Annotated in this window: 22 protein-coding genes; 7 read left to right on the top strand and 15 right to left on the bottom strand. The window is 65.6% G+C overall.

The genetic code is table 11. The annotated features are described in order from the left end of the window. Nucleotides 1-3: 3 nt before the first annotated feature. The 9 genes from ACWFRF_RS10105 to ACWFRF_RS10145 form a co-directional block, all read right to left on the bottom strand. Nucleotides 4-1,065, bottom strand: coding sequence for a hypothetical protein (locus ACWFRF_RS10105; protein WP_452449616.1), 1,062 nt, complete (start codon nt 1,063-1,065; stop codon nt 4-6). A gap of 103 nt (nt 1,066-1,168) precedes the next feature. Beyond that, nucleotides 1,169-3,373 (bottom strand): peptidase domain-containing ABC transporter, encoded by a 2,205-nt coding sequence (locus ACWFRF_RS10110; protein WP_452449617.1) that lies wholly within the window; start codon nt 3,371-3,373, stop codon nt 1,169-1,171. Further along, entirely contained in the window at nt 3,370-3,627 is a 258-nt protein-coding gene (locus ACWFRF_RS10115) for an acyl carrier protein (protein ID WP_379317822.1), read from the bottom strand. Before ACWFRF_RS10115 ends, ACWFRF_RS10110 begins: the two co-directional genes overlap by 4 nt. Before the next feature lie 45 nt (nt 3,628-3,672). Continuing rightward, nucleotides 3,673-4,944: an AMP-binding protein gene (locus ACWFRF_RS10120; protein ID WP_452449619.1), complete on the bottom strand. Its 1,272-nt coding sequence runs from the start codon at nt 4,942-4,944 to the stop codon at nt 3,673-3,675. After that, complete coding sequence (locus ACWFRF_RS10125; protein WP_452449621.1) at nt 4,941-6,179, bottom strand: condensation domain-containing protein; 1,239 nt, start codon at nt 6,177-6,179, stop codon at nt 4,941-4,943. The genes ACWFRF_RS10120 and ACWFRF_RS10125 overlap by 4 nt, the downstream gene beginning before the upstream one ends. A 10-nt stretch (nt 6,180-6,189) precedes the next feature. Further along, a complete protein-coding gene (locus tag ACWFRF_RS10130) occupies nt 6,190-7,254 on the bottom strand; it encodes a cytochrome P450 family protein (protein ID WP_379316603.1) in 1,065 nt (354 codons plus the stop codon). Between the two features lie 771 nt (nt 7,255-8,025). Beyond that, entirely contained in the window at nt 8,026-10,086 is a 2,061-nt protein-coding gene (locus ACWFRF_RS10135) for a PhoX family protein (protein WP_449966506.1), read from the bottom strand. Nucleotides 10,087-10,241: 155 nt separating this feature from the next. Next, complete coding sequence (locus tag ACWFRF_RS10140) at nt 10,242-11,042, bottom strand: hypothetical protein (RefSeq protein WP_378989241.1); 801 nt, start codon at nt 11,040-11,042, stop codon at nt 10,242-10,244. Nucleotides 11,043-11,080: 38 nt separating this feature from the next. After that, complete coding sequence (locus ACWFRF_RS10145; protein WP_379315771.1) at nt 11,081-11,596, bottom strand: lipoprotein LpqH; 516 nt, start codon at nt 11,594-11,596, stop codon at nt 11,081-11,083. 158 nt (nt 11,597-11,754) lie between these two features. Here ACWFRF_RS10145 and ACWFRF_RS10150 point away from each other — a divergent pair, with 158 nt between their 5' ends. From ACWFRF_RS10150 to ACWFRF_RS10165, 4 genes are read left to right on the top strand one after another with little or no spacing between them, the layout of a single operon-like run. Then, on the top strand, nt 11,755-13,065 hold the full coding sequence (locus tag ACWFRF_RS10150) for a hypothetical protein (protein WP_452449895.1): 1,311 nt from the start codon (nt 11,755-11,757) through the stop codon (nt 13,063-13,065). Further along, a complete protein-coding gene (locus ACWFRF_RS10155; RefSeq protein ID WP_452449624.1) occupies nt 13,065-14,174 on the top strand; it encodes a hypothetical protein in 1,110 nt (369 codons plus the stop codon). The genes ACWFRF_RS10150 and ACWFRF_RS10155 overlap by 1 nt, the downstream gene beginning before the upstream one ends. Continuing rightward, nucleotides 14,174-15,688: a tetratricopeptide repeat protein gene (locus ACWFRF_RS10160; protein WP_452449626.1), complete on the top strand. Its 1,515-nt coding sequence runs from the start codon at nt 14,174-14,176 to the stop codon at nt 15,686-15,688. Before ACWFRF_RS10155 ends, ACWFRF_RS10160 begins: the two co-directional genes overlap by 1 nt. Nucleotides 15,689-15,732: 44 nt before the next feature. After that, on the top strand, nt 15,733-16,971 hold the full coding sequence (locus ACWFRF_RS10165) for a CHAT domain-containing protein (protein WP_449966514.1): 1,239 nt from the start codon (nt 15,733-15,735) through the stop codon (nt 16,969-16,971). A gap of 4 nt (nt 16,972-16,975) precedes the next feature. On the opposite strand, the gene ACWFRF_RS10170 is transcribed toward ACWFRF_RS10165, so the two are convergent. The 5 genes from ACWFRF_RS10170 to ACWFRF_RS10190 all read right to left on the bottom strand — a co-directional run bounded on the left by ACWFRF_RS10170 (nt 16,976) and on the right by ACWFRF_RS10190 (nt 22,090). Further along, nucleotides 16,976-18,043, bottom strand: coding sequence for an alpha/beta hydrolase (locus ACWFRF_RS10170; protein WP_452449628.1), 1,068 nt, complete (start codon nt 18,041-18,043; stop codon nt 16,976-16,978). Nucleotides 18,044-18,180: 137 nt separating this feature from the next. Continuing rightward, nucleotides 18,181-18,477 (bottom strand): hypothetical protein, encoded by a 297-nt coding sequence (locus ACWFRF_RS10175; RefSeq protein WP_378989247.1) that lies wholly within the window; start codon nt 18,475-18,477, stop codon nt 18,181-18,183. A gap of 112 nt (nt 18,478-18,589) precedes the next feature. After that, complete coding sequence (locus tag ACWFRF_RS10180; protein WP_301904090.1) at nt 18,590-19,315, bottom strand: amino acid ABC transporter ATP-binding protein; 726 nt, start codon at nt 19,313-19,315, stop codon at nt 18,590-18,592. 76 nt (nt 19,316-19,391) lie between these two features. After that, entirely contained in the window at nt 19,392-21,173 is a 1,782-nt protein-coding gene (locus ACWFRF_RS10185) for an ABC transporter substrate-binding protein/permease (RefSeq protein ID WP_378989248.1), read from the bottom strand. 122 nt (nt 21,174-21,295) lie between these two features. Beyond that, the gene (locus tag ACWFRF_RS10190) at nt 21,296-22,090 is read right to left on the bottom strand and encodes an LLM class F420-dependent oxidoreductase (RefSeq protein WP_452449631.1); all 795 of its coding nucleotides are present in this window, start codon (nt 22,088-22,090) and stop codon (nt 21,296-21,298) included. A gap of 136 nt (nt 22,091-22,226) precedes the next feature. Here ACWFRF_RS10190 and ACWFRF_RS10195 point away from each other — a divergent pair, with 136 nt between their 5' ends. Together ACWFRF_RS10195 and ACWFRF_RS10200 are read left to right on the top strand one after the other, a co-directional pair. Beyond that, nucleotides 22,227-23,306 carry an ABC transporter ATP-binding protein gene (locus ACWFRF_RS10195; RefSeq protein ID WP_379314159.1) on the top strand — a complete coding sequence of 360 codons (1,080 nt, stop codon included), beginning with the start codon at nt 22,227-22,229 and terminating at the stop codon, nt 23,304-23,306. Nucleotides 23,307-23,452: 146 nt separating this feature from the next. Further along, the gene (locus ACWFRF_RS10200; protein ID WP_452449633.1) at nt 23,453-24,100 is read left to right on the top strand and encodes an NADPH-dependent F420 reductase; all 648 of its coding nucleotides are present in this window, start codon (nt 23,453-23,455) and stop codon (nt 24,098-24,100) included. On the opposite strand, the gene ACWFRF_RS10205 is transcribed toward ACWFRF_RS10200, so the two are convergent. Next, complete coding sequence (locus tag ACWFRF_RS10205; RefSeq protein WP_378989252.1) at nt 24,097-24,627, bottom strand: winged helix-turn-helix transcriptional regulator; 531 nt, start codon at nt 24,625-24,627, stop codon at nt 24,097-24,099. The two genes, ACWFRF_RS10200 and ACWFRF_RS10205, sit on opposite strands and share 4 nt — an antisense overlap. An 84-nt stretch (nt 24,628-24,711) precedes the next feature. On the opposite strand from ACWFRF_RS10205, the gene ACWFRF_RS10210 reads away from it, so the two are divergent. After that, nucleotides 24,712-25,881, top strand: coding sequence for a thiolase family protein (locus tag ACWFRF_RS10210; RefSeq protein WP_452449635.1), 1,170 nt, complete (start codon nt 24,712-24,714; stop codon nt 25,879-25,881). Nucleotides 25,882-25,906 lie beyond the last annotated feature (25 nt).

Raw genomic sequence — 25,906 nt, forward strand, 5'->3', positions numbered from 1 at the left:
TGGTCACGCGCTCCGATCGATCTTGTTCGGCTCCGAGATGTATTTCGATGCCGCGCCGGTTCGAATGATGTCGTTTGCGATTCGGATCCCGGCAGCCAGGGAAGTTACGATTTCGCCGAGGACGAGAAGGTGTGCGGCGTTCACGGCTACCAGATCTCGGTGGCTGTCCAGCCCCGCGCCGGCGAGCAGATCACCGGTCAACGCGATCGCCTCCTCCGGAGCCACAGGAGCGGGCAAGTCGGACACCGGAATGCCGGTGATCGTCTCGATTTCGACCGGTCGGAGACGACCATCTCGTACGCGGCAGCGCCGGAACTCGCCGAAGGCTCCGACTTCATCGATGTAGCGGCCGTCGGGCAGACGCGTACCGATTACGTCGACATCTGCCATACCGAATCGCCTCAACACCCGCGCCGCTACGTCTACTCGTGGATGCGCCAAGCCGAACACCATTCGATCACCCCGAACCGGGCTGGCGAGAGCGGCCAAACCCATCGAAAACGGGTTCGGCGCGTGAAAACGTCCCCCGTACAGCTGGTCCAGGACAGGGATTTCCGGCTCGATCGCAACGAACGAGAACCCGGTGCGCGACAGATCACCGCGGACCTCCTCAGCTGTCCGACGCTCGTGCACGCCGAGAGCGCGCACCAGATCACGCGATCCGAGCGCTGAGGATGTCGCCGCGGAACCGACCTTGATCACCTTGGCTCCAGCAGTCGCAGCGACAAGCGCGGCGGGAGTCGACACATTCAGGGTGCGCGCGCCCTTCTTCCCGCTGCCCGCCAGCAGTAGCACCGGAGGGCCCGCACCGCCGACTTCCGAAGCCGGTGGGCGGTCATCGAGCGCCAAGGCCGCCCGCAGCAGTGCCTCGACGTCATCTGGCTCCGGACCTCGGGCCATGACTGCCGTCATCAGCGATCCAAGGACGACGTCTCTGGTCGGGGGAGCCAGAGAAACGGTGCGAGCGAAGGCATCCGCGTACTGTTCAGCGGCAACCTGATCACCGACCGCGATCGACACCAATACTGCACGCACCTCATCCGGCAGTTCTCCGGAATGCAGCATATGTACGCTCCGCGATCCAGATGCGCGTGCGCGAATCTTCGAACTCTCGGCAGTCATTGTATTCTCGATTTTCACTGTTGTTACTCCACATGATCGAGCGCGTTCATTGAAAGGAAAATATCTCGGTAGCTTCCTCGACTACTGATTCGCCGTGCCCTATCGCGACCACCGTCATTCCTAGCGACTTCAGATTTCGGAAAATTCTGCGCTCGCTCTCGGCGTCGACCGCACTGGTAGCCTCATCGAGTATCAGGTACGAGGGTTTCCTTACCAGCACCCGCGCCAGCGCTATGCGTTGCCGCTGTCCACCGGATATGCCTGAACCACCATATCCGAGCAGAGTTTCATATTTCATCGGCAGCGCCATAATGAATTCATCGATCAACGCTATTCGAGCAGCTTCGCGAACTTCTTCTAGCGAGGCATTTTCGTTACCCATTTTGATGTTATTCAGAATACTGCCCGCGAGCACCGCACTGTTCTGATCTACATAACCGATGCGTCGACGGAAAGCAATACGATCGATCTCATCGAGGCTGACGCCTTCGATGCGAATGAAGCCGGATTGCTGCTGCAGAAGCCCGGCCATCAGTAGTCCGAATGTTGATTTTCCCGCTCCGGACGGCCCGGTGATCGCGACAAAGGAGCCACGTCCAAATCTCCCGTTCAACCCGGAAATAACGGGATCAACCTCGCCCGGGTAGGTGTATTTCAGGTCGGATACTGTCACCTCGGGGGCAATGTCGAGGGCGGGGAACTCGCCTGCCGCCGACTCGCTCGGTGCACTCAGAACGTCATCGATGCGAGATAGCTCTGGCATCATATCGACCAGGGTGGACGCCGCGAACGCAATATTGCTCAGAGAGACGAACAGGCCCGCGCTCACCGCGCTCAGGGTCACCGCATCGGCAAGTCCGGCGGTCGAATAGCTCGCAGAGACCCAGCCGGCCAGAAGTATCACCAGCGGCGTCGCGAATTGCAACGTCGATATCAACGCGGACATCGCGCCTTCATGTCGTCGCTTTCGGGTCCCGGCGGATAGTTCGTCGGAGAAGGCATTGAACCACTTGGCTCGGGCTATGCGCTCCGCCCCGAGAGCCTTGACTGTCTGAATATTCGACAAGATCTCCTGCGAATTGCTCGATGCGGCGATCTGCGCTTCGAGCGCATCAGCGGACAACTCACGCTGCCGAGTCCAGGATGCTCGGATGATGATCGCGAACAGCGCAACGCAGAAACCTGAAACCAATGACAGCCAAATGTTCCGAGAAGCGACCACCGCGATGTACGCGACTACGAGAACCGCGTCGAATGCAGCTCCGATGGTGGTCACCGATGCAATGTGTTTCAACCGGGAAGCGGATCGAGTGCGATAGGTGAGGTCGCCAGGGTCGCGAGTGAGGAAGTATTCGAGCGGAAGTCGAAGCAGATGTCCGGCCACCATATGCCCGACGTGGGACTCGACGAAACTCTGAATTGTCACGATGAGGCGTGACCTTGAAAACTGCAACAAACCGTACCCTCCGACAACGGTGAGTAGCAGTATGGCGAATCGGGGTAGATTCTCAGCAGCGAATGCTTCGCTGTGTGAAGCTGCCTGCCCCAGCAGTAGTGGGAAGATCAGGTTGAACGCGAGCAACGACGCCGACAAGCCGGCAGCCCACAGCCAACGAGTGGTTCGCGGCAAGAGTTGGAGAACCGCGCGAGCCTCACCGATACGGCGGTCGAGGTATCTCGGTCGGGCGACCGAAGAATTGCCCTCGGTGAACTCCAGAGCTACGCCGGTGAATTCGGAGTCAGCTTGACGCCAGCTGATCCTGCGGCGCCCGACCGCCGGATCGACGATCGTTACACCGCCACGATTCGCGGACTCCAGTACGACGAAATGGCTGAGTTTCCAGAATAGAATGGCTCCGGGGCTGAGATGTTCGAGCCCGGCCAGGCTGGTGCGAACTCCACGACCATCGACCCCATGGCGACGCGCGACATTCAGCAGGGATACCGCGGACGTCCCATTGCGCCCACTGCTGGTTTCCTGCCGCAATTGTTGAAGCGAGACGTCGATCCCCCGCGAAGCCAGCATCATTCGAAGACTGGCAGGTCCACAGTCCGCGTATCCGACCTGGGGAAAATGCGGAATTCGCGCAGTACCCCACCGTAGCGCACGCAGCCCCAGGGAGCTGCGCAGCGGGTCGCGACCGCAGAGAAAGGTCGGGGCGCCGAATATCCCGTCACCACCACGCTTCGTCGTCGCCGCAGGCCGGAATCTGGGTACGGCGGACCGAGTGGTGTCTATTTGCTCGCTCACTTGACCGTTGAACCTCGTCCCGGCGTACGCGCCGAAAGCCTGGCTGCGATATCAGTCAGACTCGTTGAATGAAATACATCTTGGAGCGGAATGGTAATGCGCAGCTCGGACTCCAACACGGCGACCAGTTCCAGGGCGGATACCGAATCTCCGCCGATATCGAAAAAATTCTCTTCGGGGCGGACACGATGCTCCAATACAACTTCAGTCGCCGTGACAACTGCGCTCAGGTAATGGTTGTCTGTCAACTCCACGTGCCTTTCGAGAATTGTTTTCCAGCAGAATTATCAAGCTTGGATCTATTTTGGTAACCGCGATACTTTGCGCGACAGGGTGCGTGGCAGCGATGCGCGTTCGACGAACCGACATTCGACGTCCAACGGACTCTCGGCGAGCATTTGTTCTATCCGGAGGCGCGGCGCCTGCGACGATAATTCAATGACAGCGACCGGCGCATCTCCAGATTCATCGACGATTGCGTTCGACACGCCGAGCAGCTCGGAAAGCTCATGTTGCAGCCGTACTGCGTCCGGCGTTCCGCTTCGTCCGATCACATGGAGATAGTCGTCGTCGTCGATCCATCCGATATCCCCTGGATTTTCCTCGGCCGAGGTCTCGGCGTTTCCACGGCGATGGGTGATCAGGAGCGGACCGGGCTCCGATTCACCGATGATCCGAACCTGTATTCCGGAATACGGTCGACCTACCGATCCCGGATGACGCAACCACTCCGACCCTGTTATCTCGGACACCGGTCCATGCGACGTTCCGTAGTATTCGATCAGGCCACCGCCGAACCGTTCTATCGCCGCGCGCTTGATCCACGACGGAGTTCTGCTGCCTCCGTGCTGTAGCGCACGGAGGTCAGGCGTAGCAGGCTTGTCGCATTCGACGAGATCGAGAAGATCGCCCGACGAAACGAACCCGCTCGTGGCACCTGTATCGGCAGCAGTTTCGAGGAACTGCTCCGCGGACCAGCGATCCAGGATATGAACCGTGCTTCCCGCTTGGAGGGCATACAGTGCAGGACCGAGGGTGCCCAGGTGGAATACCGGATTGCCCATGATGTGGGGACCTCGGCCGGGACCTGCCCCATAGCGATCGAATACCGCGACGCCCCGATAGCGTCCTCGTCGACGCTCCTGCCGCACGAGCTTCGGCGTTCCTGTAGTACCCGAACTCAGGTAGACGATGTAGCCAGACTTCTCGAACATCACCGAATTATTTGCCACATTCGGGCGCAGGCGAGTGACCTCGTTCCCAGCACAGAGCACGGTGGCCGTTTCGCCCATGACATCACTCTGTGTCCGCAACTGGACATCGAGCAGCGGTAAAACACCGAGACCTAGCCTGAGGCATGCCAGTATCGTCGGAATAGTATTGATTCCTGGAGTGCCGACCACGCAGACGAGATCATCGTGAGCAACGCCGATTTCAACAAGCTCCCGTTCCCTGGATTCGACTCGCTCCACCAAATAGCGCCAAGAGTATGCGCCGGACGAGTCGACGATGGCCAGGTCTTCCGGGAAGCTGCGTATGCTCTCCCATGGCGACCACACGAACGGATTCATGAAATTTCCTTCAGCGATCGAAGGAGGGTTTCCACCTCGGTGTCCGAATATATGTCAGGATTCCAGGTCAGCACGACGCTCGCGGATGTGCCGTAATCCTTGACCTGTAGTCGCGCCGGACGAGTCGACAGGTGACGTGGGGTGAACCACGATCGTTCTACCTCTAGGCCTAATGGCTGTGCCAGCTCGCCAGTCGGCTCACTGTGTACATAGTTGAAATCGGCGAAATTCTCGCGTGTCACCTGATGCTCGTCTGCCAGGTTTCGCAGCAGTGCACTGTCGACAGCTTTGTGGCGCATCGTTTCCATGATTCGATCTGCGACAGCCCGACGGTTCGCACCGTGCGGAGATCGGTCGATCACGACCGGTCGTTGCACCGAGAACATCCCGGCCACGTCGCGATATCGCGACGTGTGATGCTCGAAATGCATATCCACGGCGACCCGATCGAGTGTGCCCGTGCGTCCCTGACCGAGGAAGTCGGCGTAGCAGCTCAGCGCAGCGGCCGGTCTGTCCATTCTGTTCCGGCCATCCACCGATGCGCTTACGGCGGTATGGAGCCGTACACCCACGCTCCGGTGCTCCACTCCAACTCGAGGAGCGACCGTGGAGTTCGCCAGTTCTCGCATCGTTTCGGACCAGTAAGCTGCGGCGCTCGCCGAAGCTGCGCTGCTTTGGCGCTGGGCCTCGATAGCCGAGCGTAGCCGGGGCTCGCGTGTCGCCGGTGCGGCATCGACCGCGGCGTACGCGCGAAACAGCTCTGTTTCCATGCGGCTGACGCTTCGGGCATTGACGACCGAATGTTGAAAGGTGAGTAGCAGTAGATAAACACCCGCGTCGTTGCGAATGAGGTGAAAACGATAAGGAGGACCTGACCAAATGTTCCAGGAGATCGCATCGGTGCGCAGTAGTAATGTGCTGTACCGCATCATTTCCGATACGGAGGCACTACCCACATCACGCGCGATTATGTTCGGCTCCGAGACTCTGTCCATGACGCGTTGACGGACCGATTCGCCGTCACGCTCGAATTTGACCCTCAATGTCTCATTGGAGTCGACGAGCACGGTGAGAGCTCGAATCATCGCCTCGGGATCTACGTTGCCGCGGAGAAGATAACGGATGCTTATCGGCATGCTGAGATCCGCGACGGCGGTGTGCAAGAATATGACCTCGGCCTGACCAGGCGTGATATCGAACGGCTCCGAGGTGCCGCCATGTTCGTTGGTATTCATCCGGCCTGCCTCAGATGGTGGGTTCGTCGCAGTCGGACGATTTCTCGCCGACGGGAAGCGCCACGTACTTGGCACCGCCGTCCTGATACTTGCGAACCAGATTCGACGGTTGAATACTGCGCAGGATTCCGGCCTCTCTCGCGGCGGTGAAGTGAGCCTCCAGGTGAGCGAAGGCAAGCTGCATACCCAGGCAGAAATGCCTGCCGTGACCGAAGGCGATTTTCGAGTACCTGGATGATGACGCAGTGTCGCCTGAGATACGACACCCGTGCACTTCGCGCGCCGCAGAGCCGATGACCAGTGCTATTCGGTCCCCCGGTTCGATGCCGGGATCCAGTTCGGGTATGCGGTCGAGTGCGTAGCGCGGAGCGTAGTGGAACGGCGCATCGTAGAGCAGGCCTAGCTCGACCCAATCCCGGTCGCTTCGATCGGCCTCGGGATCGGAGCGGTAGTGCAGTGCAGCGGTAACCAGACCTGAGATCAGTGGTTCTACTGTACCGGTGACCAATTGGGTGAACATGGCGTACGCGGTTTCACATCTTTCCGTATTGGATGCGAATTCAGACAACGCGGCGACGAGCGGGGAGGGATCAGCAGCTCGCATCGCGTCTTCGGCAAATGCTCTGATCCGTAGAGCCGCGGCATACGCGATCTCCACAACCTGGTCGTTCCGGTCGTCCGACATCAGATATTCCATTATGTCGTCGGACGCGGCGGCCAGGTATTCCGCCCTCTCGTATGCTATTCCGAAAGTAAAGGACAATGTTGATATTGCTGCCGGACGTGCTATTCCAGCGATGAAATCGGCTGGATCCGTGTCGTAGCAGAGCCGCGCTGCTTGCTGCTCGATTCGAGGCGTGATCTCGGCGATCGCGGCGATCGCGAAAACCGGGGCGAGGGCGCGCTTGAGCGAACCCGCCATCGGATCATCGGTGAAAACGGGCCAGCTACTGATGAGCTTCTGGAGCCTACCCCGCGTATCGTCGCGCGCGCTGTCATGGTCTAGGTGACCTATCCGGGAATCCATCAGGAGGTCTTGGACATCATGCGCGCGACAGACATACCATGCCTCCATCGTCCCATTCCAAACAATACGTCCGTCTCGACGGTATTGGGCGAAGACCTCATGTTGCTGTGATACGAATTCGGACGGACCGAAGTGCTTCGTGGCAGCCGAATGTCGCACACTTTGATCCACTGGATATGGCCTTTGTTCGTGGGATTTCCGACTATTCGCGATCGACAGTAAGTGTGGTCATGTCGGTGTCGCAATGAACCTGAGGCCGAATCAGATCGACGTAGCTGGTGGGCGCATAGATTTTACTGTCCGGTCCGGACATGCCCGTACTGCCGATGTCGGGCCCTCCGGCTGGCGTGATATCGGCGGCAGGATGGGGAAAACGATGGCGGGGGCGTCGATCTCGCGCGTGGACCGGTCGCCGTCTGACGCGGCTCGGGCTTGATTTCGCGGATCAGTGTGACACCTCGTCGACCTCACACAACACGCGGTATCAATCGCGTAGGGTCGTGCACCTCGGACACGGCGCTGGAGTTCGATGGCTCGCGGTGGTCGCAACGCTGACCGGGATGGACTCGGTGGCGGCGCAGGCGGAACCGAGCAACGGTGTTGCCCTCGACACCTATCCGAACTTCTGGAAGTCGGTGAACGCCGACTCTAGCTTGTTCAGGTTGGGTTCCGCGTCATCGACGAAGACGTTGAAGTCACGGGTAGCGAGTGCAGGCCCGGGCGCGAGTAGCGGTCGACTGATCTAAGCCGGACCCCGGACATGACAAAACCGCCACTCGCCCAGCCGAGTAGCGGTTTCGTCAGCGGATCGGGAGCCGGCTAGACGCCGATTCGTCCGCCGTTCTTCTTCCAGACGACCGCCACGGCGGGACGCGGCTGGGAGGTGCCGCCGTCGGGCCAGTGGGACTGCGGGTTGTCGGGGGTGGCGTCGTCGGCCTCGCCGGGGTGCTGGACCGACACGATGACGTGGGATTCGGTGACGATCGGACCGCAGGTCTCAGCGCCCTTGGGCACGGTGAGGAACTGCTTGGTCTCACCGCGGTTGGGGCCGTCGAGGATCACCGAGAACAGGCCGTCGTTGGTCTTGAGGGCGTTGCCGTCGGTGGAGATCCACAGGTTGCCGTACGGGTCGAAGGCCAGGTTGTCCGGGCAGGAGATCGGGCTGACCTTGGTCTTGTCGAAGCCGGCGAAGTAGGTGTCGGCGGCGGCGGGGTCACCGCAGACCAGCAGCAGCGACCAGGTGAAGTCGGTGCCGGTGTGGTTGTCGGTGAGCTCGAGGACCTGGCCGTTCTTGTTCAGCTTGCGCGGGTTGGCCTCGTCGACGCCCGGCTTGTCGTCCTTGGCGCGGTTGTCGTTGTTGGTCAGCGCCACGTAGACCTTGCCGGTGAACGGGTTGGCCTCGAAGTCCTCGGGGCGGTCCATCTTGGTGGCGCCGACCTTGTCGGCGGCCAGGCGGGTGAACACCGCCACCTCGGCGGCGGACATGCCGTCGACCAGGGACTTGCCCTTGCCGTCGTCGCCGGTCTCGAGCAGCGGAATCCACTGGCCCTTGCCGGTGAAGCCCTTGTCGGAGGGGACCGCGCCGCTGCCGTCGATCTTGTCGGCGTGGTCGCCGGTGAGCTTGGCGACGTAGAGGGTGCCCGCGTCGAGGATGGTCAGGTTGTGCCGCATCGCGGAAGCGCCGGTGCCGGACTGGATCTTGCGCGAGGACACGAACTTGTACATGTAGTCGAACTTCTCGTCGTCGCCGGTGTAGGAGACGACATCACCGGAGTCGGTGACGTAGATCGACGCGCCCTCGTGCTTGAGGCGACCCATCGCGGAGTGCTTGATCGGCGTGGCGGCGGCGTCCCAGGGGTTGACCTCGACGACATAGCCGAAACGGTTGGCCTCGTTGGGTTCCTGGCTCAGGTCGAAGCGCTTGTCGGTGCGCTCCCACTGGTTCGGCGTGCCGCCCTTGGGGAAGCCGTAGCGCTTGACGCGCCCCTGCGGGTCGGAGGCCTTGTCGCCGTTGGCGAAGTAGCCGTTGAAGTTCTCCTCGCCGGAAAGCACTGTGCCCCAAGGGGTCACGCCACCGGCGCAGTTGGCGAAGGTGCCGAGTACCTTCTTGCCCGAGGGGTCGGCACCGGTGACGGTGAACGCGCTGCCCGCGGCGGGGCCGGTGAGCAGGAACTCGGTGTCGGCGGTGATGCGGCGGTTGTACTTGCCGAAAACCGGGGTGAGCTTGCCCGAGCCCGCTTCGCCCTTGACCTCGACCACGGCCATGCCGTGGGCGGCCTTGGTGATCGCGATCTGCTCGTCGGTCGGGGCGTCTTTGTTGTACCCGCGGAACATCATCGGACCGGTGGTGTACTCGTGGTTGACCACGAGCAGGTAGCTGTTGGCCTGGCCCTCGATCGGCATCAGCGCGGCGAAGTCGTTGTTGTAGCCGAACTGCTTCAGCTGCGCCGCGGCGGTCTGCTTGTCGAAGTCGAACGCGGGGGCGTCGGCGAAGAGGGGGTCACCCCAGCGGATGACGACCTGCTGGTCGTAGCCCTCCGGAATGGTCAGCGCGTCTTCCTTGTTCGGCGCCACCGCGGTGAACGCCGTTCCGGTGCCGGGGGTTCCGGCCGGAGTCGGGGCCGGGGTCTTCGCGGCCTCGGAGTCGTCACCACAGGCGGCCAGCGCGCTCGCGGCGCCGACGGCCAGCACCGCGGCCGCGCCGCCCTTGATCAGGCCACGGCGGTTGAGGCCGCTGACGATGTCACCGAAGTAGGCACCCTCGGAGGTGTTCGGGGGCTCGTGAAAGCAGGCGTTGCCGCACTTGTATTCACAGGTCAGGGCGGCGCGTGCCGACTGACCGTCGTGCTTGACGAACAGGGCGAGCGGTTTCGGACTCACGGTGACTCCTGAGTAGAACGGACTCCGGGCACCGTAAGCAGCCCAAGCGAGCCATCGGGAACGCGTAGATGAACGGACGACCAAAACTCGGCGCGCGCTGTGACCGATCACGGATGGATCAGCCACAGCGCGCGCCGAGTGCGCGGGAGTTGTCATCAGGCGTTGACCGGAAGGGAGATCACCACTTCCTGCTCGTTGCCCGGAAGATAGTGCACCTGCACGATCCGGCCCACCTGCACGTGCCCGACCGCGGTGGGCGGCAGGTATTTCTCGGCGCGGGTCTCGAACGTGGTGCCGTCCGGGCGGGTGACCACCAGACCGAGCGCGATCTCGGTATAGCCGCCGCGGATGCGGCCGGGGACGTCCAGGCTGCGGACCACGGCCTGGGCGGCCAGCCCGCGTTCGGCGATGTCGAGCTTGCCGCGGGTGGTGATGCCCTTGCGGATGAGTGATTCGTTCATCGCGCGCTGGGCGGCGCCGTTGTCGCCGGAGCGGTCGACCTCGACCTTGTCGGTGCGGCCGGGCAGATACCGGACCGGCAGGACGACGCCCGGCTGCAGCAGGGCCAGTTCGGTGAGCGGCACGATCATCTTGGCGTGCGAGTCGAAGACCTTTCCGTCGGACCCCTCGACCCGGAAAGCGATCTTGACCTGCGGTTGGTCGTTCACCGAGACGCCGGTCTGCCGGAACGAGGTAATGGTGCCGATACCGACCGCGCCGTCACGGAACTCGCTGCTGTTGCGGCCGGTGAAGGCTTCGAGGATGCCGTCGCCGGTGAAGGCGAAGACGATCGGGACGATGGTGAGCGCGATGATCGGCAGGGCCATCTGGGGACCGACCCAGCCGAGCATCGCTCCGGTGTATTCGTCGGGGGTGTAGGTGAGGCCGTAGAAGAGGTAGTAGCCGATGGCGAGGATTCCGAAGGCGACCGCGGCCGCACGCAGCTTGGATTTCATGATTTCTCCTTGGATGGATGCGACCGGGTCGCGAAGGGTCAGGCACCGACGATGGTGGAGCAGGCGAAGGTGATGTCGAACTTCGCCGTCGACGGGCCCGCCAGCGGGTTGGTCATGTCGGCGCTGATGCCCTCGCCGGTGATGCGGTAGGTGTTGCCGTCCTTGGCCAGGGTCGCGGAACCGCCGGGCTGGCCGTTGCCGTAGCCGACGGCGTAGGGCAGGCCGTTGGCGCCGCCCTGGCTACCGCCGATGGCGACCGCCTGGACCTTGTCGCCTTCGACCGACGCGCTGACCGAGAGGCTGCCGTAGGTGGCGTTGGCCGTGTCGGTGAGCGCCAGGGCGAGGGTGCCCCCCTGCTTGGCACAGGTGGTGTCGAATTTCGCGGTGAATTCCTTGCCGTCGACAGTGGCGGTGGACTTGCCCGCGGCCGGGGCCGGAGCGGCCGATCCGGCGGTGCTCGGGGAGGCGGTGCCGGCATCGTCGCTGCAACCGGTGACGAACAGCGCGGTGGCGGCGGCGGAAGCGGCGAGGGCGGCGATCAGCTTGGTGTTCATGGTGGTTTCCGTTTCTCTCGGTGTGACCGGGCTGGTAACCCGTTGAGAGAAAGGTAGAAATCTTTCCCCGCCTACCGATCCCAACTTTCGCGCTCGGCAACCGCCGCACCAGCCGCCGAAAATACCTATAACCTGGTCGGATGCGGAGACCGCGCGCCATGGTGCTCGATGAGGTGTGGCGGGGGCTCGACGGAGTCGACGCGCTGAGCGGGGCCGACGGCGGACCGTTGCGGCGGACGGTGAAGTTGATTCTCGATCCGCTGGTGCTGCGGCCGATGCAGCATCCCGGGCTGTCGTCGAGCATGCTCGACGAGGACGGGATCGCGCTGCTCACGGCGCTGCTGCACGCGCAGTCCGATGCACTGCGGGCGTGTGCGGCGTGGTTCGTCGTCCTGAAGCAGGTGCGGCGCAGGCTGCGGATCACCGAGGGCAACGCCCAGGATCTGTACTTCCAGCGCTGCTTCGAGCTGGCGACCGTAGACGGTGCGCCTGTGGGCGACCGCGCGCACGCGAGGGCCGAGGCGACGCTGCGCGAAGTCCACGACAGCACCGGCGGGCGCACCACCGCCGCACTGAAACACCATGTGACCGACCCGGCTCGCGCGGCCGAGCTGGCGCAACTGCTGGACATCGCCTGGGCCCGCCGCCCGCTCGCCCCCTACGGCGCAAGGGATCTGGCGGCCGAACTGACCGAGCTGCTCGAAGCCTGCACGCTCGCCCGTTCGGGAGATCCGGCCGATGCGGGGCCGCTGTTCGACGACATCGTCGACAGCGGTGCCGGCACCCGGCGCGGGATCGCCCTGTGGCTCGCGCATCCCGACGCGGGCGCCGACGACCTGGGGCTCACCAGCTGTTCCAGCCCACAGCGCCCCGAGCTCGGCGCGTCCGCGTCGACCGCGAGCCTCGGTCTGCCCTTCGACCGGACCGTGTACGAGCGGGTCTTCACGGTGTTGCAGGGCAGCATCGATCGGACCGACCTCCCCGAGATTGCGGAGCTGGTCACGCGGGAGATCTCGCGCAGTTGTTCGCCATGGGGACTGCTCGACGAATCGCTGCGGGTCGCCGCGGCGGCGGGTACCGAACTGGCGCTGGGTCTCTCTCCGTTCGGTGCCCCGGCGTCGGTCGACCCGGCTCCTTCGTCGCGTGCGCACGACGTGGTCAACGGTCGCTGGCGGCGGGAAGGGTATGTGCTGCAGGCGCGTCGGTACGCGGTGCACGCGGTCGACGGGCAGACGGGACCGCTCGCGGCGGTGGCCGCCGAGTTGCACGCGCCGTGGCGGCCGTATTCGCGCAGGTTGTGGGTGCGTTTGCACGGTCGGGATGTGCGCGAGCTGCCGGTGTTCGATCCCGGTGAGCTGTGGGATCTGCTCGACGGTGTCGCCCGGTCGGTGATCCTGGACCACCGCACCCGGGTGAAACAGGCGCTGACCGCCGACACCGTGGCCGATGTGGAAGCGAGGGCCAGCTGATGACAGTCGTCCACCTTCGCCGTGCGGAGCCGGGCTTGCTCGTGATCGCTCCGGAGCGGACGCCACTGGTCACCAATGCCGCGCCGGGGCTCGATGTGCTGGTTCTCGAGGTCGTGGGCGGGCATCTGAGCTGGAGCCTGTTCGACGACGAATCGGTGCCCGCCGCGGTACTCGATGACGTCGATGCCGCACAGGATTGGGTGTGGGCGGTGTACGGCGAAGAGGTCGCCTCGGCGCTCGCGGACAACCGGCCCGCAGCGCTGACAGCCGCGCCCGCTCGACGCGCGCCGGCGGCGGCCCTGCGGCGACTCGCCTACGCGCACTGGGCGAGCCGGTGGTGGCCCGCGTCGACCATCGACGGCATTCCCGCCCTGGATCCACGGCTGCTGGTCGAGGAAATCGGAATGCTCACCGCGCAATGCGAGATGGCGGTCGACGGCGATGACGGCGAGCACGGCACGGAGCGCGACGCCGGCTCGGGGAATCGCGGGTCGGGCACGCAGGAAGACTTCAGGTTATCCGACTCCACCGACGAGCGACGGCCGCTGGGCGAGTCGACAGGATCACGGGGCCGCGCGCAGGACTACGCCTTGGCGGCCGGCGGCGCCGACTCCTCCGATGGGCTGATCGTGGCGCGCGGCAGTGGTGGCTGGGACTGGCGACGGTGCCCGCCCGGCATTCTCGACGCGGGCGAGCACGCCGTGTCGTGGCAGGTGTCCCGCGCGGCCGGGGTATCGACGGTGCGGGTCAGCGTGGTCGCCGCGCCGGATTGCCGGCGACTCGTCCCCGAACACCTTCGGCCGCACGCGCGGGTTCGAGTGCGGCTGCCCGCCGACACCGAGCACGACCGGCCGGGACCCGATGTCGAGATGCCCTTGCACCTGCGGGGCGATGCCTGGACCGGCTCCGCGCGAATCCCCGGCACACCGGAAAGCACCCCGGAGATCACCGTTTTCGTGCCCGGTGTCGGTCCTGCCGATCCGCCGCAAGACGAGTCGGCCGCCCGGGATCGGATCCGCCGATTCGCCCGCGCCCGGCTCACCGAACACACCGGCGACCAGCGCCTGAGCGCCGAAACAGCGGCCGCCGAAACAGACGAGGACTTCTGATGGCAGCCACGGGCAGGACATCCGATCGCGACGACGCCCAGCTCACCGCGGGGTACGCGGCCTATCAGCGTGGCGATGTGGTCGCGGCACTGGAGATCTTCGAGCGGGCGGCCGACGGTGCGGCGCCGCGATTGCGCAGTGCCGCGCTGATCAACGCCGCGAGTATGGCCGACGAGCTCGGTGAGCATCGGCGCTCGGTGGTGCTGTTCCGAACGGCATTGGCGGAAATGCCCGACGATGCCGCACATCAGCGACCTGCGGCATTGGTGAATCTGTCGCAGGCCTTCCAGCATCTGGGCGAGTTCGATGCCGCGCAGGATGTGCTCGAGCAGGCGCGTGTGCTGCTCGCCGACAGCATCGATCAGGGGCTGCTGCGGGTGGCGTGCCTGCTGTCGCTGACGGCGGTCGCACTGCACCGGCAGCAGTGGGCGCGCGCCGGTGAGCTGGCGGTCGAATCTCTCGGTGTGACCGAGCGTTTCGCGCCGGAGCTGGCCGGTCACCCGTTGATGAACCTGGCGGCCTGTTCCTTCGAGACCGGTCGCTGGGAACTGGCTATCGACTTCGCTCGGCAAGGGGTAGCCGCCTTCGCCGCGGCGGGCGAGGCCGCCTCGGTCGCGGAGTCGCAGCAGAATCTGGCCACGATGCTGGTGCGGGCCGGGCATTTCGACGAGGCCGAGGAACCATTGCTGGCCAGTCAGGAGTTCTTCGAGGCCGGTGAACTGGGCCACTGGTCCGGGATCGGGTCGAAGACGATGGGTTTTCTCGCCGAACGCCGCGATGACTTCGCCACGGCGCGTGCGTATTACGAACGGGCACTGGATCGGTTCGACTCCACCGGCGCGGTGGTGGACGCGGCGGACGTGCGGCTGCGCCTGGCCACCGTCGCCTGTGCGGAAGGCGATATCGCTGCCGCCGAACAGCTACTGGACACCTCGTTCGCGGCCTACGCCGCCCAGGGGCTCGGGATGCACTGTGCCCAGCTCGACTACTGGCACGCCGAACTCCTCCACGCCTCGATCGAGCAAGCGGCACAACCGGATCCGGACCTGGTGGCCCGCGCGGTGTCCCTGGCGGTCCCGGCCGCCCTCGCCATCGACGCCGTCCGCCACACCCTCCCCAACGGCAACCAGCGTGAACACTGGCACCGCACCGTCGCCGAACCCGCCATGCGCGTTGCCTTCCGATGCGCCGCGCTCGCCGGAAACGGTCAACTGGTGAGCGATCTGATCGAGACGCAGTGCGCTGGAACCACTCTCGATACCACCGCGTACACCGACGTCACGGCGCCTACCCTCGAATTCCAGCTGTTCGATCCCGAGCCCGCCGAGCAGATCACCACACCGGCCCTGCAACTCGGCGCCGCGCTCGCCGATGTCGCCGCTGCCGCGGGCATCCCCGTCGCGCCACCACCCCGGCTGACCGACCGCGGCCGCATCGTCCTGGCGGACTTCATCTCCCACGCCGAGCAGCGCTACGGACGCCCCGTCCGCGACAGCCGGGTGATCGCGCTGTGAACGAGCCGGCAACGGGAACGCCTTCGGCTGCCGAACTCAGCAGTGTGCCGACAGCTTTCATCAGGCTGGCCGACGCGGGTGACGTGTACGTGTCATGGCGATGGGCCGACGACGCGTTGGCGCGTGGCGTAGCGGTACTGCCCCGAGACCACGTGCGCGAGACACTGCGATTGCTGACCGACGCGGTACCCGACCCCGCGCGACCCGACGATCTGCGGCGGGTCATGACCGCAGGGGCACTGGTCGATCCCGAGGCGGAAAGTGCTCTGGCGCAGGCTTTGTCACGCACCCTGCTGCCCTATGGGCTCGCCGTGCAGCTGTACGAACTGTCGCAGCGTGGGATTCGGCCACATCTGCGGATCCAGCCTTCGCCCAGGCTGGCGCAGGTGCCGTGGGAGATCCTCGCCCCCGATGCGGGGATTCGGCTGCTGGACATCGCCGACATCAGCCTGCTCGCACCGGTCTCGGTGGTGCACGCGCCGGATCGAATCGCGCACCGCTGGAACGACACTCGCGAGTTGCCCGTGGTTGCGGTACTCGATCCGCGCGTGCCCGGGTTTCGCGCGGACTCCGAACTCGGCTCGGTACTCGGCAGGCCGTCGGCGGAAACCCTGGTGGCACAACACTTCGGCCGCTACGGAGAGCGCGTGGTTCCCCGTGTCGACGACGCGGTGGAACTCTTCCGTCGCGCCGACACCGACCGCGACTGGTTGTCCGAGGCGCTGCGGGCGGGCGCGAGCCGACTCGTCTACGTCGGCCATGTCACCGCTCCCGCACCGGAATCGGGCCGCAGCGAACACGCCGAGCTCCACCTCAGCTGCACCGCCGACACCCGGGGCTTCGCGGCGACGAACCGCACCCATCGCCCGCTCTCGGCGAAAGACCTCCTCCTCGGCACCCATACGCTCGACTCCACCCCCGTCCCCGGACGTGACCGGTGGCCGATGCCGAGCCGCGTCGCCCTCATCGCCTGCGAAAGCGGCGGCGATCTGCGTTTCACCGAGGCCCTCGGCCTCACCACCGCGGCCCTCTCGGCGGGCGCCGAACTCGTCACCGCCACCCGCTGGCCGCTGCCCACCGACCACGCCTTCCACACTCTCACCCCCACCACGGGCCACCCGCTGCAAGCCGCGGTCTGCGCCGTGGACACCGCTCACGATTCCTCCACACCCGTCCCCACCCTGCTGACCTGGCAGCGATCACAGTTGTCCGCATGGCGGGACGCTCCGGCGGCCGAGAACTCGCCCCTGCTCTGGGCCGCCTTCGCCACCGTCACCGACTGACCGGCTATTCGGGCAGTCCCAAACCCGCGGCCAGCACCGGCCACGACCGATAGAACGCATCACGCCAATAGCCCCAGGAGTGCGTGCCGCTCGCTTGACGGTCGAAGGTGGCGGGAATCCCCAACTCGTCCAGCCGGGACTCGAGGTTGCGGGTGCACCAGTTGACCGCGGCCTCGATGATCCCGCCGACGACGAGCTGGTTCGCCAGGCCGAACGGCGTCGGATTCATCATGTACGGGTCGTCGATGCGGTCGTGCGGGCCCGGCAGGCCGGAGGCATCCGAGACGAACAGCCTGGTGCCGCGCAACTTCTCGGCGTGGACGACCGGGTCGTTGGCGACCCAGGCCGGGTCGTCGTCGGCACCGTACATATTACCGACGTCACCGCCGCCGTAGGTCTCCACGACCAGCTTGGTGAACTGCTTGCCGATCGGGTCCGAGATCTGCGCGCAGCCGCTGTAGCCGGCGACGGACTGGTAGAAGCCCGGCTTGGCCTCGGCCAATTGCAGGACGGCCGTCGCGGTCATCGAGTTGGCGGCGATGGCGTTGACGCCGTTGGTGCCCAGTGCCGCGTCGACCAGCGGCGGGAGTTCGTCGAGGAGGAAGGTGCGCCATTTGTTGCGGCCGAGCGCGGGGTCGTCTTGCTGCCAGTCGGTGTAGTACGCCCAGGCGCCGCCGATCGGCATCACCACGTTGACGTCCTTGGTGGCGAGGAAATCGCCGACATCGGTGTTCTGCCACCAGGTCGCGCGGTCCTCGCCGCCCCCGGCGCCGTTGAGGAGGTAGAGCGCCGGGCGCGGCACAGAGGCGTCTTTCGGACGCTGCACCTTCACGGTGATGCCCTTGTTCATCGCGGCGGAGAAGACCAGCATGGTCAGATTTCGATCATCGACCCTGCTCGAGATGATGTTCGAGCCGTTCGCGGTGGTCGGCGTCGCGAGGAGCTTCTTGGCTTCGACGATCGGATCGCGCCCGTCGGCCAGGCCGTTGCCCGCGCCGAAGGTGGCCGCGCACGCGGCCAGCATGCTGCCGACGACACCGAAAGCCATTGTGCGCCTGATTGTTCTGCCCATCGACCGAGAATCCCCATCCGTGAATCGGCAGGCATGACGCAGGCCGCAGGCACAGACATTATCCGGGGAACCGATCGATCGTCGAGCCAGAGGTAATACGGGCAGCCGACCCCGCCGGGGCGGGGTCGGCCTGGTGGTCAGTGATCGTCGTAATGGTCCGCGTGGGCGGCGTGGCGGTGGCCGTCGTGGATGTAGTCGACGTGGTCGCCGTGCGGGACGGCGACATGACCACAACCGGGGCCGTGCTCGTGGGTGTGGGCGGTGTGCTCGACGTGTGCTGTGGTCTCGCACTCGTCGAAGTGGCCGTCGTGTTCGCGGTGCAGGTGGCCGTCGTGGACGTAGTCGACGTGGTCCTCGTGCGGAACGGCGACGTGGCCGCAGGTGGGGCCGTGTACATGGGTGTGCTGCGGGTGTTCGGCGTGCGTGGTGGTCATCGGCTCTCTCTTTCCGGTTTCCCGGAACTCGGTCCGGTACTGATCGAATGGAGCTCCAAGCACTTCCGACATTAGCAGTTGCGCATGCGTTGCTGTGAGGCCCCTTACCTGGTCAGAGGACCTGATCGAGGAAGCGGCGCAGGCGTGGGGTCTTGGCGTCGTCGAACAGGGCGTCGGGGGTGCCGGTCTCCACGACGACGCCCTGATCCATGAACACGACGCTGTCGGAGACCTCGCGGGCGAACCCCATCTCGTGGGTCACCACGATCATCGACATGCCGCCCGAGGCGAGGTCGGCCATCAGCGCCAGCACGCCCTTCACCAGCTCGGGGTCCAGCGCCGAGGTGGCCTCGTCGAAGAACATCAGCTCCGGTTTCATGGCCAGCGCGCGGGCGATGGCGACGCGCTGCTGCTGGCCACCCGACAGCGAAGCGGGCCGGGCGTCGGCCTTGTCGGCCAGGCCGACGATCTCGAGCTGTTCGATCGCCAGCGCGCGGGCCTCGTCGGCGGACAGGCCGCGCAGTTTGCGGGGGCCGAGCACGATGTTGTCGGCGACGGTCTTGTGGGGGAACAGGTTGAACTGCTGGAAGACCATGCCGATGCGCTGGCGCAGCTTGTCGGGGTTGTCCTTCAGCACCGACTTGCCGTCGAGCAGCACATCGCCGGAATCGGGTTCGTGCAGGCGGTTGAGCACACGCAGCAGCGTCGACTTGCCCGAGCCGGACGGGCCGATGACGGTGGTGGCGTGGCCCGCCTCGACGTGGATGTCGACACCGCGCAGGATGTGGTTGTTGCCGAGCGTCAGGTTGAGCCCGGTGCCGGTCAGCGATGCACTCATGCCGCCACCTCGCTGGCGCTCGGTTCCGCCATGACTGCATATGCAGCTGTGCTGGTCTGCCGCTCGCTACGCTCGCTCATGCGCCTCGCCCTTCTGTGATGACTGCCTGCTCGATCGGGTCGGCGGGAGTGGGTCTGCCGGTGCGCATGCGCTGGTCGATGTAGTTGACCAGATGGGTGAGCGGGATGGTGAGCACCAGATACATCAGGCCCGCCGCGACCAGCGGGGACAGATTGCCGGTCTGGGCGTTGAGGTCGCGGCCGACGGCGAACAGTTCGCGCTGCGAGGCGAGCAGGCCGAGGAAATAGATCAGCGACGAGTCCTTGATCAGCGCGATGAACTGATTCATCAGCGCGGGCAGCACCCGGCGCACACCCTGCGGGATCACCACCAGCGTCATCGACTGGCGGTACCCGAAGCCGATCGCGCGCGCGGCTTCGAGCTGACCGGGCTCCACCGACTGGATACCGGAGCGGAAGATCTCGCCGATATAGGCCGACGAGAGCAGCGCCAGCGCCACCGCGCCGAGCCAGTACGGGTTGCCGCCGGTGATATTGCGGACCACCGGGCCGATGCCGAGACCGATGAGCAGGATGATCACCACGGCGGGCAGGCCACGGAAGATGTCGGTGTAGACGCGGGCGGGCCAGCGCAACCAGCGGGTGCGGGAAATGCCCATCACCGCGAGCAACATGCCGATCGCGGTGCCGAGGACACCCGAGACCAAGGCCAGGATCAGGGTATTCGGCAGACCGGTCTTGATCAGATCGGGAAAAGCCTTGCGGTACAACGACCAGTCGAAGAACGTGTCCTTCAACTGTTGCAGCGTCGACTTCTGCGCGACCTGTTCGGTCTCGCCCGGCTGGTTTTCGGCCGCGAGCGCTTTGAAGTCCGGAAGCTGGGGTGTGGGCGCCGCTTTGGAGCCCGGCTTCCACCCCGGCGGGAGTTCACGGGGCACCCAATCGGCGTACAGACGGGCATAGGTGCCGTCCGCGATCACCGCGTCCAAGCCGGAGTTGAGTGCGTCGATCAGCGGCTGGTTGTTCTTGGCCACCGCGTAGCCGACGAAGTTGTCGAGGCTGAAGGTGTTCTGCGAGACCACGATTCCGTCGCCCGGTTTGATCGCGCCCTCGGCCTGCGCCGACGGTGCGACCCAGGCGTCGACCTGGCCGGACTTCAGATTCGCGTAGGCGGTGTTGTAGTCGGGAAACTTCACCGGATCCAGCTTCAGCTGGTTCACCACGAACTCGTCCTGCACGGTCCCCTGCACCACGGCGATGCGCGAGCTCTGGTTCAGGTCACCGAAGCCTTTCACCGCGCTGCCCTGCGGAACGACCAGGGAGAAGTAGCCGAAGTCGTAGCCGTTGGTGAAGCCGACCAGTTCGCGGCGGGCATCGGTGGTGGTGATGTTGGACGAGCCGACATCGAAACGCTTGCCCGATACCTGGGCGAGCAGGCCCGCGAACTCGGTGCCGGAGAACTCGACGCGCAGACCGAGTTTCGCGCCGATCGCGGTCAGGAGTTCGTTGTCGAAGCCGGTGAAGGCGCCCTCGCTGTTGACACAGATGCTGGGCGGCGCGTCGGACAGGGTGCCGACGCTCAGGGTGCCCGGGTTGAGCAGGCCGAGCTTCGTGGTGTCGATCGAGTCGACCGGCGCCGTTGTCGCGGTGGTGTAGCGATCGGCGCCCGCGGTTTCGCCCGCGGCCAGATTGGTCGGCGCGGCAGCGGCGGCGCTCGGTCCCGGTGGCGAACAGAGGTCGCGCGCGGAGCTGCTCTCGGAGCCGCCGCAACCGGTCGCCGCGACGCCGACGAGGAGCAAGAGGGCAGCGATCCGCGCCCGAGTTCGTACACCTGCCATGCCGATAGACCCTAGCCGCAACCTTGCACAGCGAAGGTTACGCAGCGCTGCGGCTCACGGTGTCGATCCACGGCGACAGCCGGTCGAGGCCCGGAAGCGGGTTCGCCGCAGCGTGATCGAAACTACGCGAGGCCCTCCAGGACGGCCGGGTTCGTCTCGTCACGCCATTCGATGGCGCGCCGGACTTCGGTGAGGTCGTAGCCGGGGCCGGAAACACCCACGGTGAACAGGGTGACGCCCGCATCGTGCAGCGCCTTCGCCTCGTCGCGACCCTGCCACTGCACCGAACGCTCGATCCGCGACTCGTCGGTACCGACGACGGCCGCGTGCTCGGCCAGCACCTTGTTCTTGCGGCCGAGAGTCGCCACGTCGGCGAAGGAGTGCCAGATGTCGGCGTACTCGGCGACCAGGCGCAGCGTCTTGCGCTCACCACCGCCGCCGATCAGGATCGGGATGTCGCGGACCGGCGGCGGGTTCAGCTTCTCGAGCCTGGCGGTGATGCGCGCCATGCTCTCCTTCAACAGGGTCAGCCTGCTGCCCGGCGTACCGAACTCATAGCCGTACTCGTCGTAGTCACGCTCGAACCAGCCCGCGCCGATGCCGAGGATCAGCCTGCCGCCGCTGATGTTGTCCACCGTGCGCGCCATATCCGCGAGCAGGTCGGGATTGCGGTAGCCGCCGCCGGTGACCAGCGCGCCGAGCTCGACTCGCTCGGTCTGCTCCGCCCACGCGCCGAGCATCGTCCAGCATTCGAAATGCGCGCCCGCCGGGTCGCCGGTGAGCGGGAAGAAGTGATCCCAGTTGAAGACAATGTCGACTCCGGCGTCCTCGGCCCGCAACACCGCGTCGCGGATCAGACCGTAATCGGGCGCGTGCTGCGGTTGAAGCTGGACTCCGATACGGACCGGACGACTCATCTCGCTGGCTCCTCGATGGCTCGGGTTGGCACCGCGACCGAGGCTACCCGGCACCGTTGTGGGCCGCTACGATCCCAGCGACCCACTACTCGGATCGTCCGGCACGTTCCTGCCGGGATGGGATGTTGATCTACGCATGGCTACCGTCACTTTCGACCGCGCTACCCGGCTCTACGCCGGTGCCACCAAACCCGCGGTCGACGCACTCGACCTGGAGATCGCCGACGGCGAATTCCTCGTACTCGTCGGACCCTCCGGGTGTGGCAAATCGACCTCGCTGCGCATGCTGGCCGGCCTCGAAGAGGTCAACGCCGGGTGCATCCGGATCGGCGACAAGGACGTGACCAACGCCGAACCCAAGGATCGCGATATCGCGATGGTGTTCCAGAACTACGCGCTCTACCCACACATGTCGGTCGCGGAGAACATGGGCTTCGCGCTGAAGCTGGCCAAGGTGTCCAAGGCCGAGCGCGACGAGCGGGTGCTCGAGGCAGCCAAGCTCCTCGACCTCGAGCAGTACCTCGACCGTAAGCCGAAGGCGCTCTCGGGCGGACAGCGGCAGCGCGTGGCGATGGGGCGCGCGATCGTGCGGCAGCCGCGGGTGTTCCTGATGGACGAGCCGCTGTCGAACCTCGACGCGAAGCTGCGCGTGCAGACCCGTACCCAGATCGCCCAGTTGCAGCGCCGGCTCGGCACCACCACCGTCTACGTCACGCACGACCAGGTCGAGGCGATGACGATGGGCGACCGGGTGGCGGTCCTCAAGGACGGCCTGCTCCAGCAGTGCGCCTCGCCGCGCGACCTCTACCGCGATCCGGCGAACATGTTCGTCGCCGGGTTCATGGGTTCGCCCGCGATGAACCTGTTCACCCTCCCCGTCACCGACGGCGCCGTCACCATCGGTGGCTACCCGGTACGGGTGCCGCGCGCGGTGGCCGACGCGGGAGAGGGCTCCGTGGTCCTCGGCATCCGCCCCGAACATCTCGAGGTCGGCGACGGCGGCCTCGAATTGGAGGTCGACGTCGTGGAGGAGCTGGGCTCCGACGCTTACGTCTACGGTCGCGCCCTCTCGGCGGGCGCCGGCGGGCAGACCGGGGAAACGATTGTGGCGCGCGTGGATTGGCGCAACCCGCCGTCCAAGGGCGATCGCCTCTGCCTGACCACCGACCCCGAACACGTGTACTTCTTCAGCGTGGACGGCAAGCGCCTGCGCTGATTCGGATGCGCGGGCGGCTCGTGGCTCGAGTCGCCCGCGCACGATTGCGCTGTGCGCGTAGACGCTCGGCTCGATTCCGGTGCGGCCCTATGCTGATGCTCGGACCCGGTGATCGCCGGGCGGTTTTGTCGACATGGGGTAGTGACATGCGCATAGCAGTACTCGGCACCGGCCAGGTCGGTCGACGGCTGGCGAGCAAGCTGGTCGAGGTCGGGCACACGGTGACGATGGGGTCGCGGACCGCCGACAATGCCGACGCCACCGCGTGGGCAGCCGAAACCGGCGGGGCGCACGGCACTTTCGCCGAGGCGGCGGCAGCGGCCGAACTGATCGTGAATGCGACATCGGGCACGGTATCGGTGGTGGCGCTCACCGCGGCCGGGTCGGACAATCTCGCGGGCAAGATCATCGTCGACGTCTCCAACGCGCTCGACTTCTCGCAGGGCTTTCCGCCGAAACTCGTTGTCCCCGAGGCGGGCAGCGTCGCCGAGGAAATCCAGCGGGCCTTTCCGGCCACCCGCGTGGTGAAGACGCTCAACACCACCAACAACCAGGTGATGGTCGACCCGGCCCGAATTCCCGGACAGCACACCATCTTTCTCAGCGGTGACGACGCCGATGCCAAGTCGCAGGTGGCGCGGCTGCTGAACTCCTTCGGCTGGGCCGACGAACAGCTGATCGACCTCGGCGCGCTCAACACGGCCCGCAGCACCGAGCCGGTCGTCCTGCTGTGGGTCAGCCTGTTCCAGGCCCTCGGCACGGAGGACGTGACGATCGGCGTGTTCAGCGCCTAGCTGTCCGGGTTCTTCCTTCGGCGTTCGGCGCGGTCGCGGAGGTAGTCCTCGTTGACTCGGACCGCCAGGCGTTCCAGGGGGATCTCGGTGCCGTCGGAGGTGCGCAGGTCGACGCGGACCGGTTCGCCGGTTTCCGCGTCTACCCGCAGCAGGGGTGGGGGGCCCGGCTGGAGGTAGGCGTCGCCCCATTGCCAGAGGGCCACGACCGCGGGGAGCAGGTCCCGGCCCATCTGGGTGAGGGCGTATTCGTGCCGGGTGCGCTTGCCTTCCTCCTGGTAGGGGCGTTTTTCCAGGAGGCCGGCGGCGGTGAGTTTGCGGAGTTGGGCCGCCGCGGCGGCGTCGGTGATGCCCACTCGGTGGGCGAAGCCGTCGAAGCGGCGGGTGCCGTAGTAGGCCTCGCGCAGGATGAGCATCGCGGAGCGGGTGCCGATGAGGTCCATGGCTCTGGCGATCGAACAGCCCGCCGTTTCCCATTTGCTGAGATCGGCCAGGGGTCCTTCCATCACGGCTGCCATGAGAGACATCATAGCCAATCTGACTTGAGTCGATGATAGTTAGGATCTAAGCTGGCTATTGTCAGATAGAGCCAGCGTTGGCGAAAGAGGACTTCCATGCGAGACGCGGTCATCGTCGAAGCGGTACGCACCCCGATCGGGCGGGGCAAGCCGAACGGCGCACTTCACGACGTTCATCCGGTCGATCTGCTGGCCCACAGCCTGCGGGCGGTGGTCGAGCGCAGCGGGATCGATCCGGCGCTCATCGACGATGTGATCGGCGGCATCGTCACCCAGGTCGGGGAGCAGGGATCGAATATGACCCGGCGGGCCGCGCTGGCCGCCGGATATCCGGAATCCGTGCCCGCCACGACAGTGGACCGGCAGTGCGGCAGCAGTCAGCAGGCGATTCACTTTGCCGCACAGGGGGTTATCGCGGGCGCGTACGACATCGTGGTCGCCGCCGGCGTGGAATCGATGGGGCGAGTTCCCATGGGCGCCAACCTGGTCGGCGCCACCGACCTGTCGGGCATCGCCTTCTCGCAGCGATATCCCGAGGACCTCGTCCCACAGGGAATCAGCGCCGAACTCATCGCCGCGAAATGGGGTCTGACGCGAACCCAGCTCGACGAATTCGCCCTCGGTAGCCATGAAAAGGCCGCTCGGGCAACCAAAGACGGACTCTTCACCGCGGAACTCGCACCGATCAACGGGCTGACCACGGATGAGGGAATCCGGGTCGGCAGCACCATCGACACCCTCGCGAAACTGAAGCCCGCCTACTACGACCCCGCGATGGCGGCGCGGTTCCCGCAGATCGGCTGGGAGATCACCGCCGCCTCCGCCAGCCAGGTCAGCGACGGGAGTTCCGCCGTTCTGATCATGTCCGGCGAACGCGCCGAGCAGCTCGGCCTGCGGCCGCTGGCCCGCCTGCACAGCTTCTCGGTCGCGGGCGACGACCCGTTGCTGATGCTCACCGCGGTCATTCCGGCCACCGAGAAGGTGCTGCGCCGGGCTGGTCTGGACATCGGCGACATCGACCTGTTCGAGATCAACGAGGCATTCTCGCCGGTTGTGCTGGCGTGGGCGAAAGAGACCGGGGTGGACATGAGCCGGGTCAACGTGCACGGTGGGGCGATCGCGCTCGGGCATCCGCTGGGCGCTTCCGGGGCGCGATTGATGACCACGCTGGTCCACGCGATGCAGCAGCGTGGAGCGCGCTACGGGCTGCAGACCATGTGCGAAGCGGGTGGCCTGGCCAACGCCACCATCATCGAGCGCCTGTGACACCGGACGGCGGCGCTCACCGTGA

Source organism: Nocardia sp. NPDC055165 (assembly GCF_053606985.1).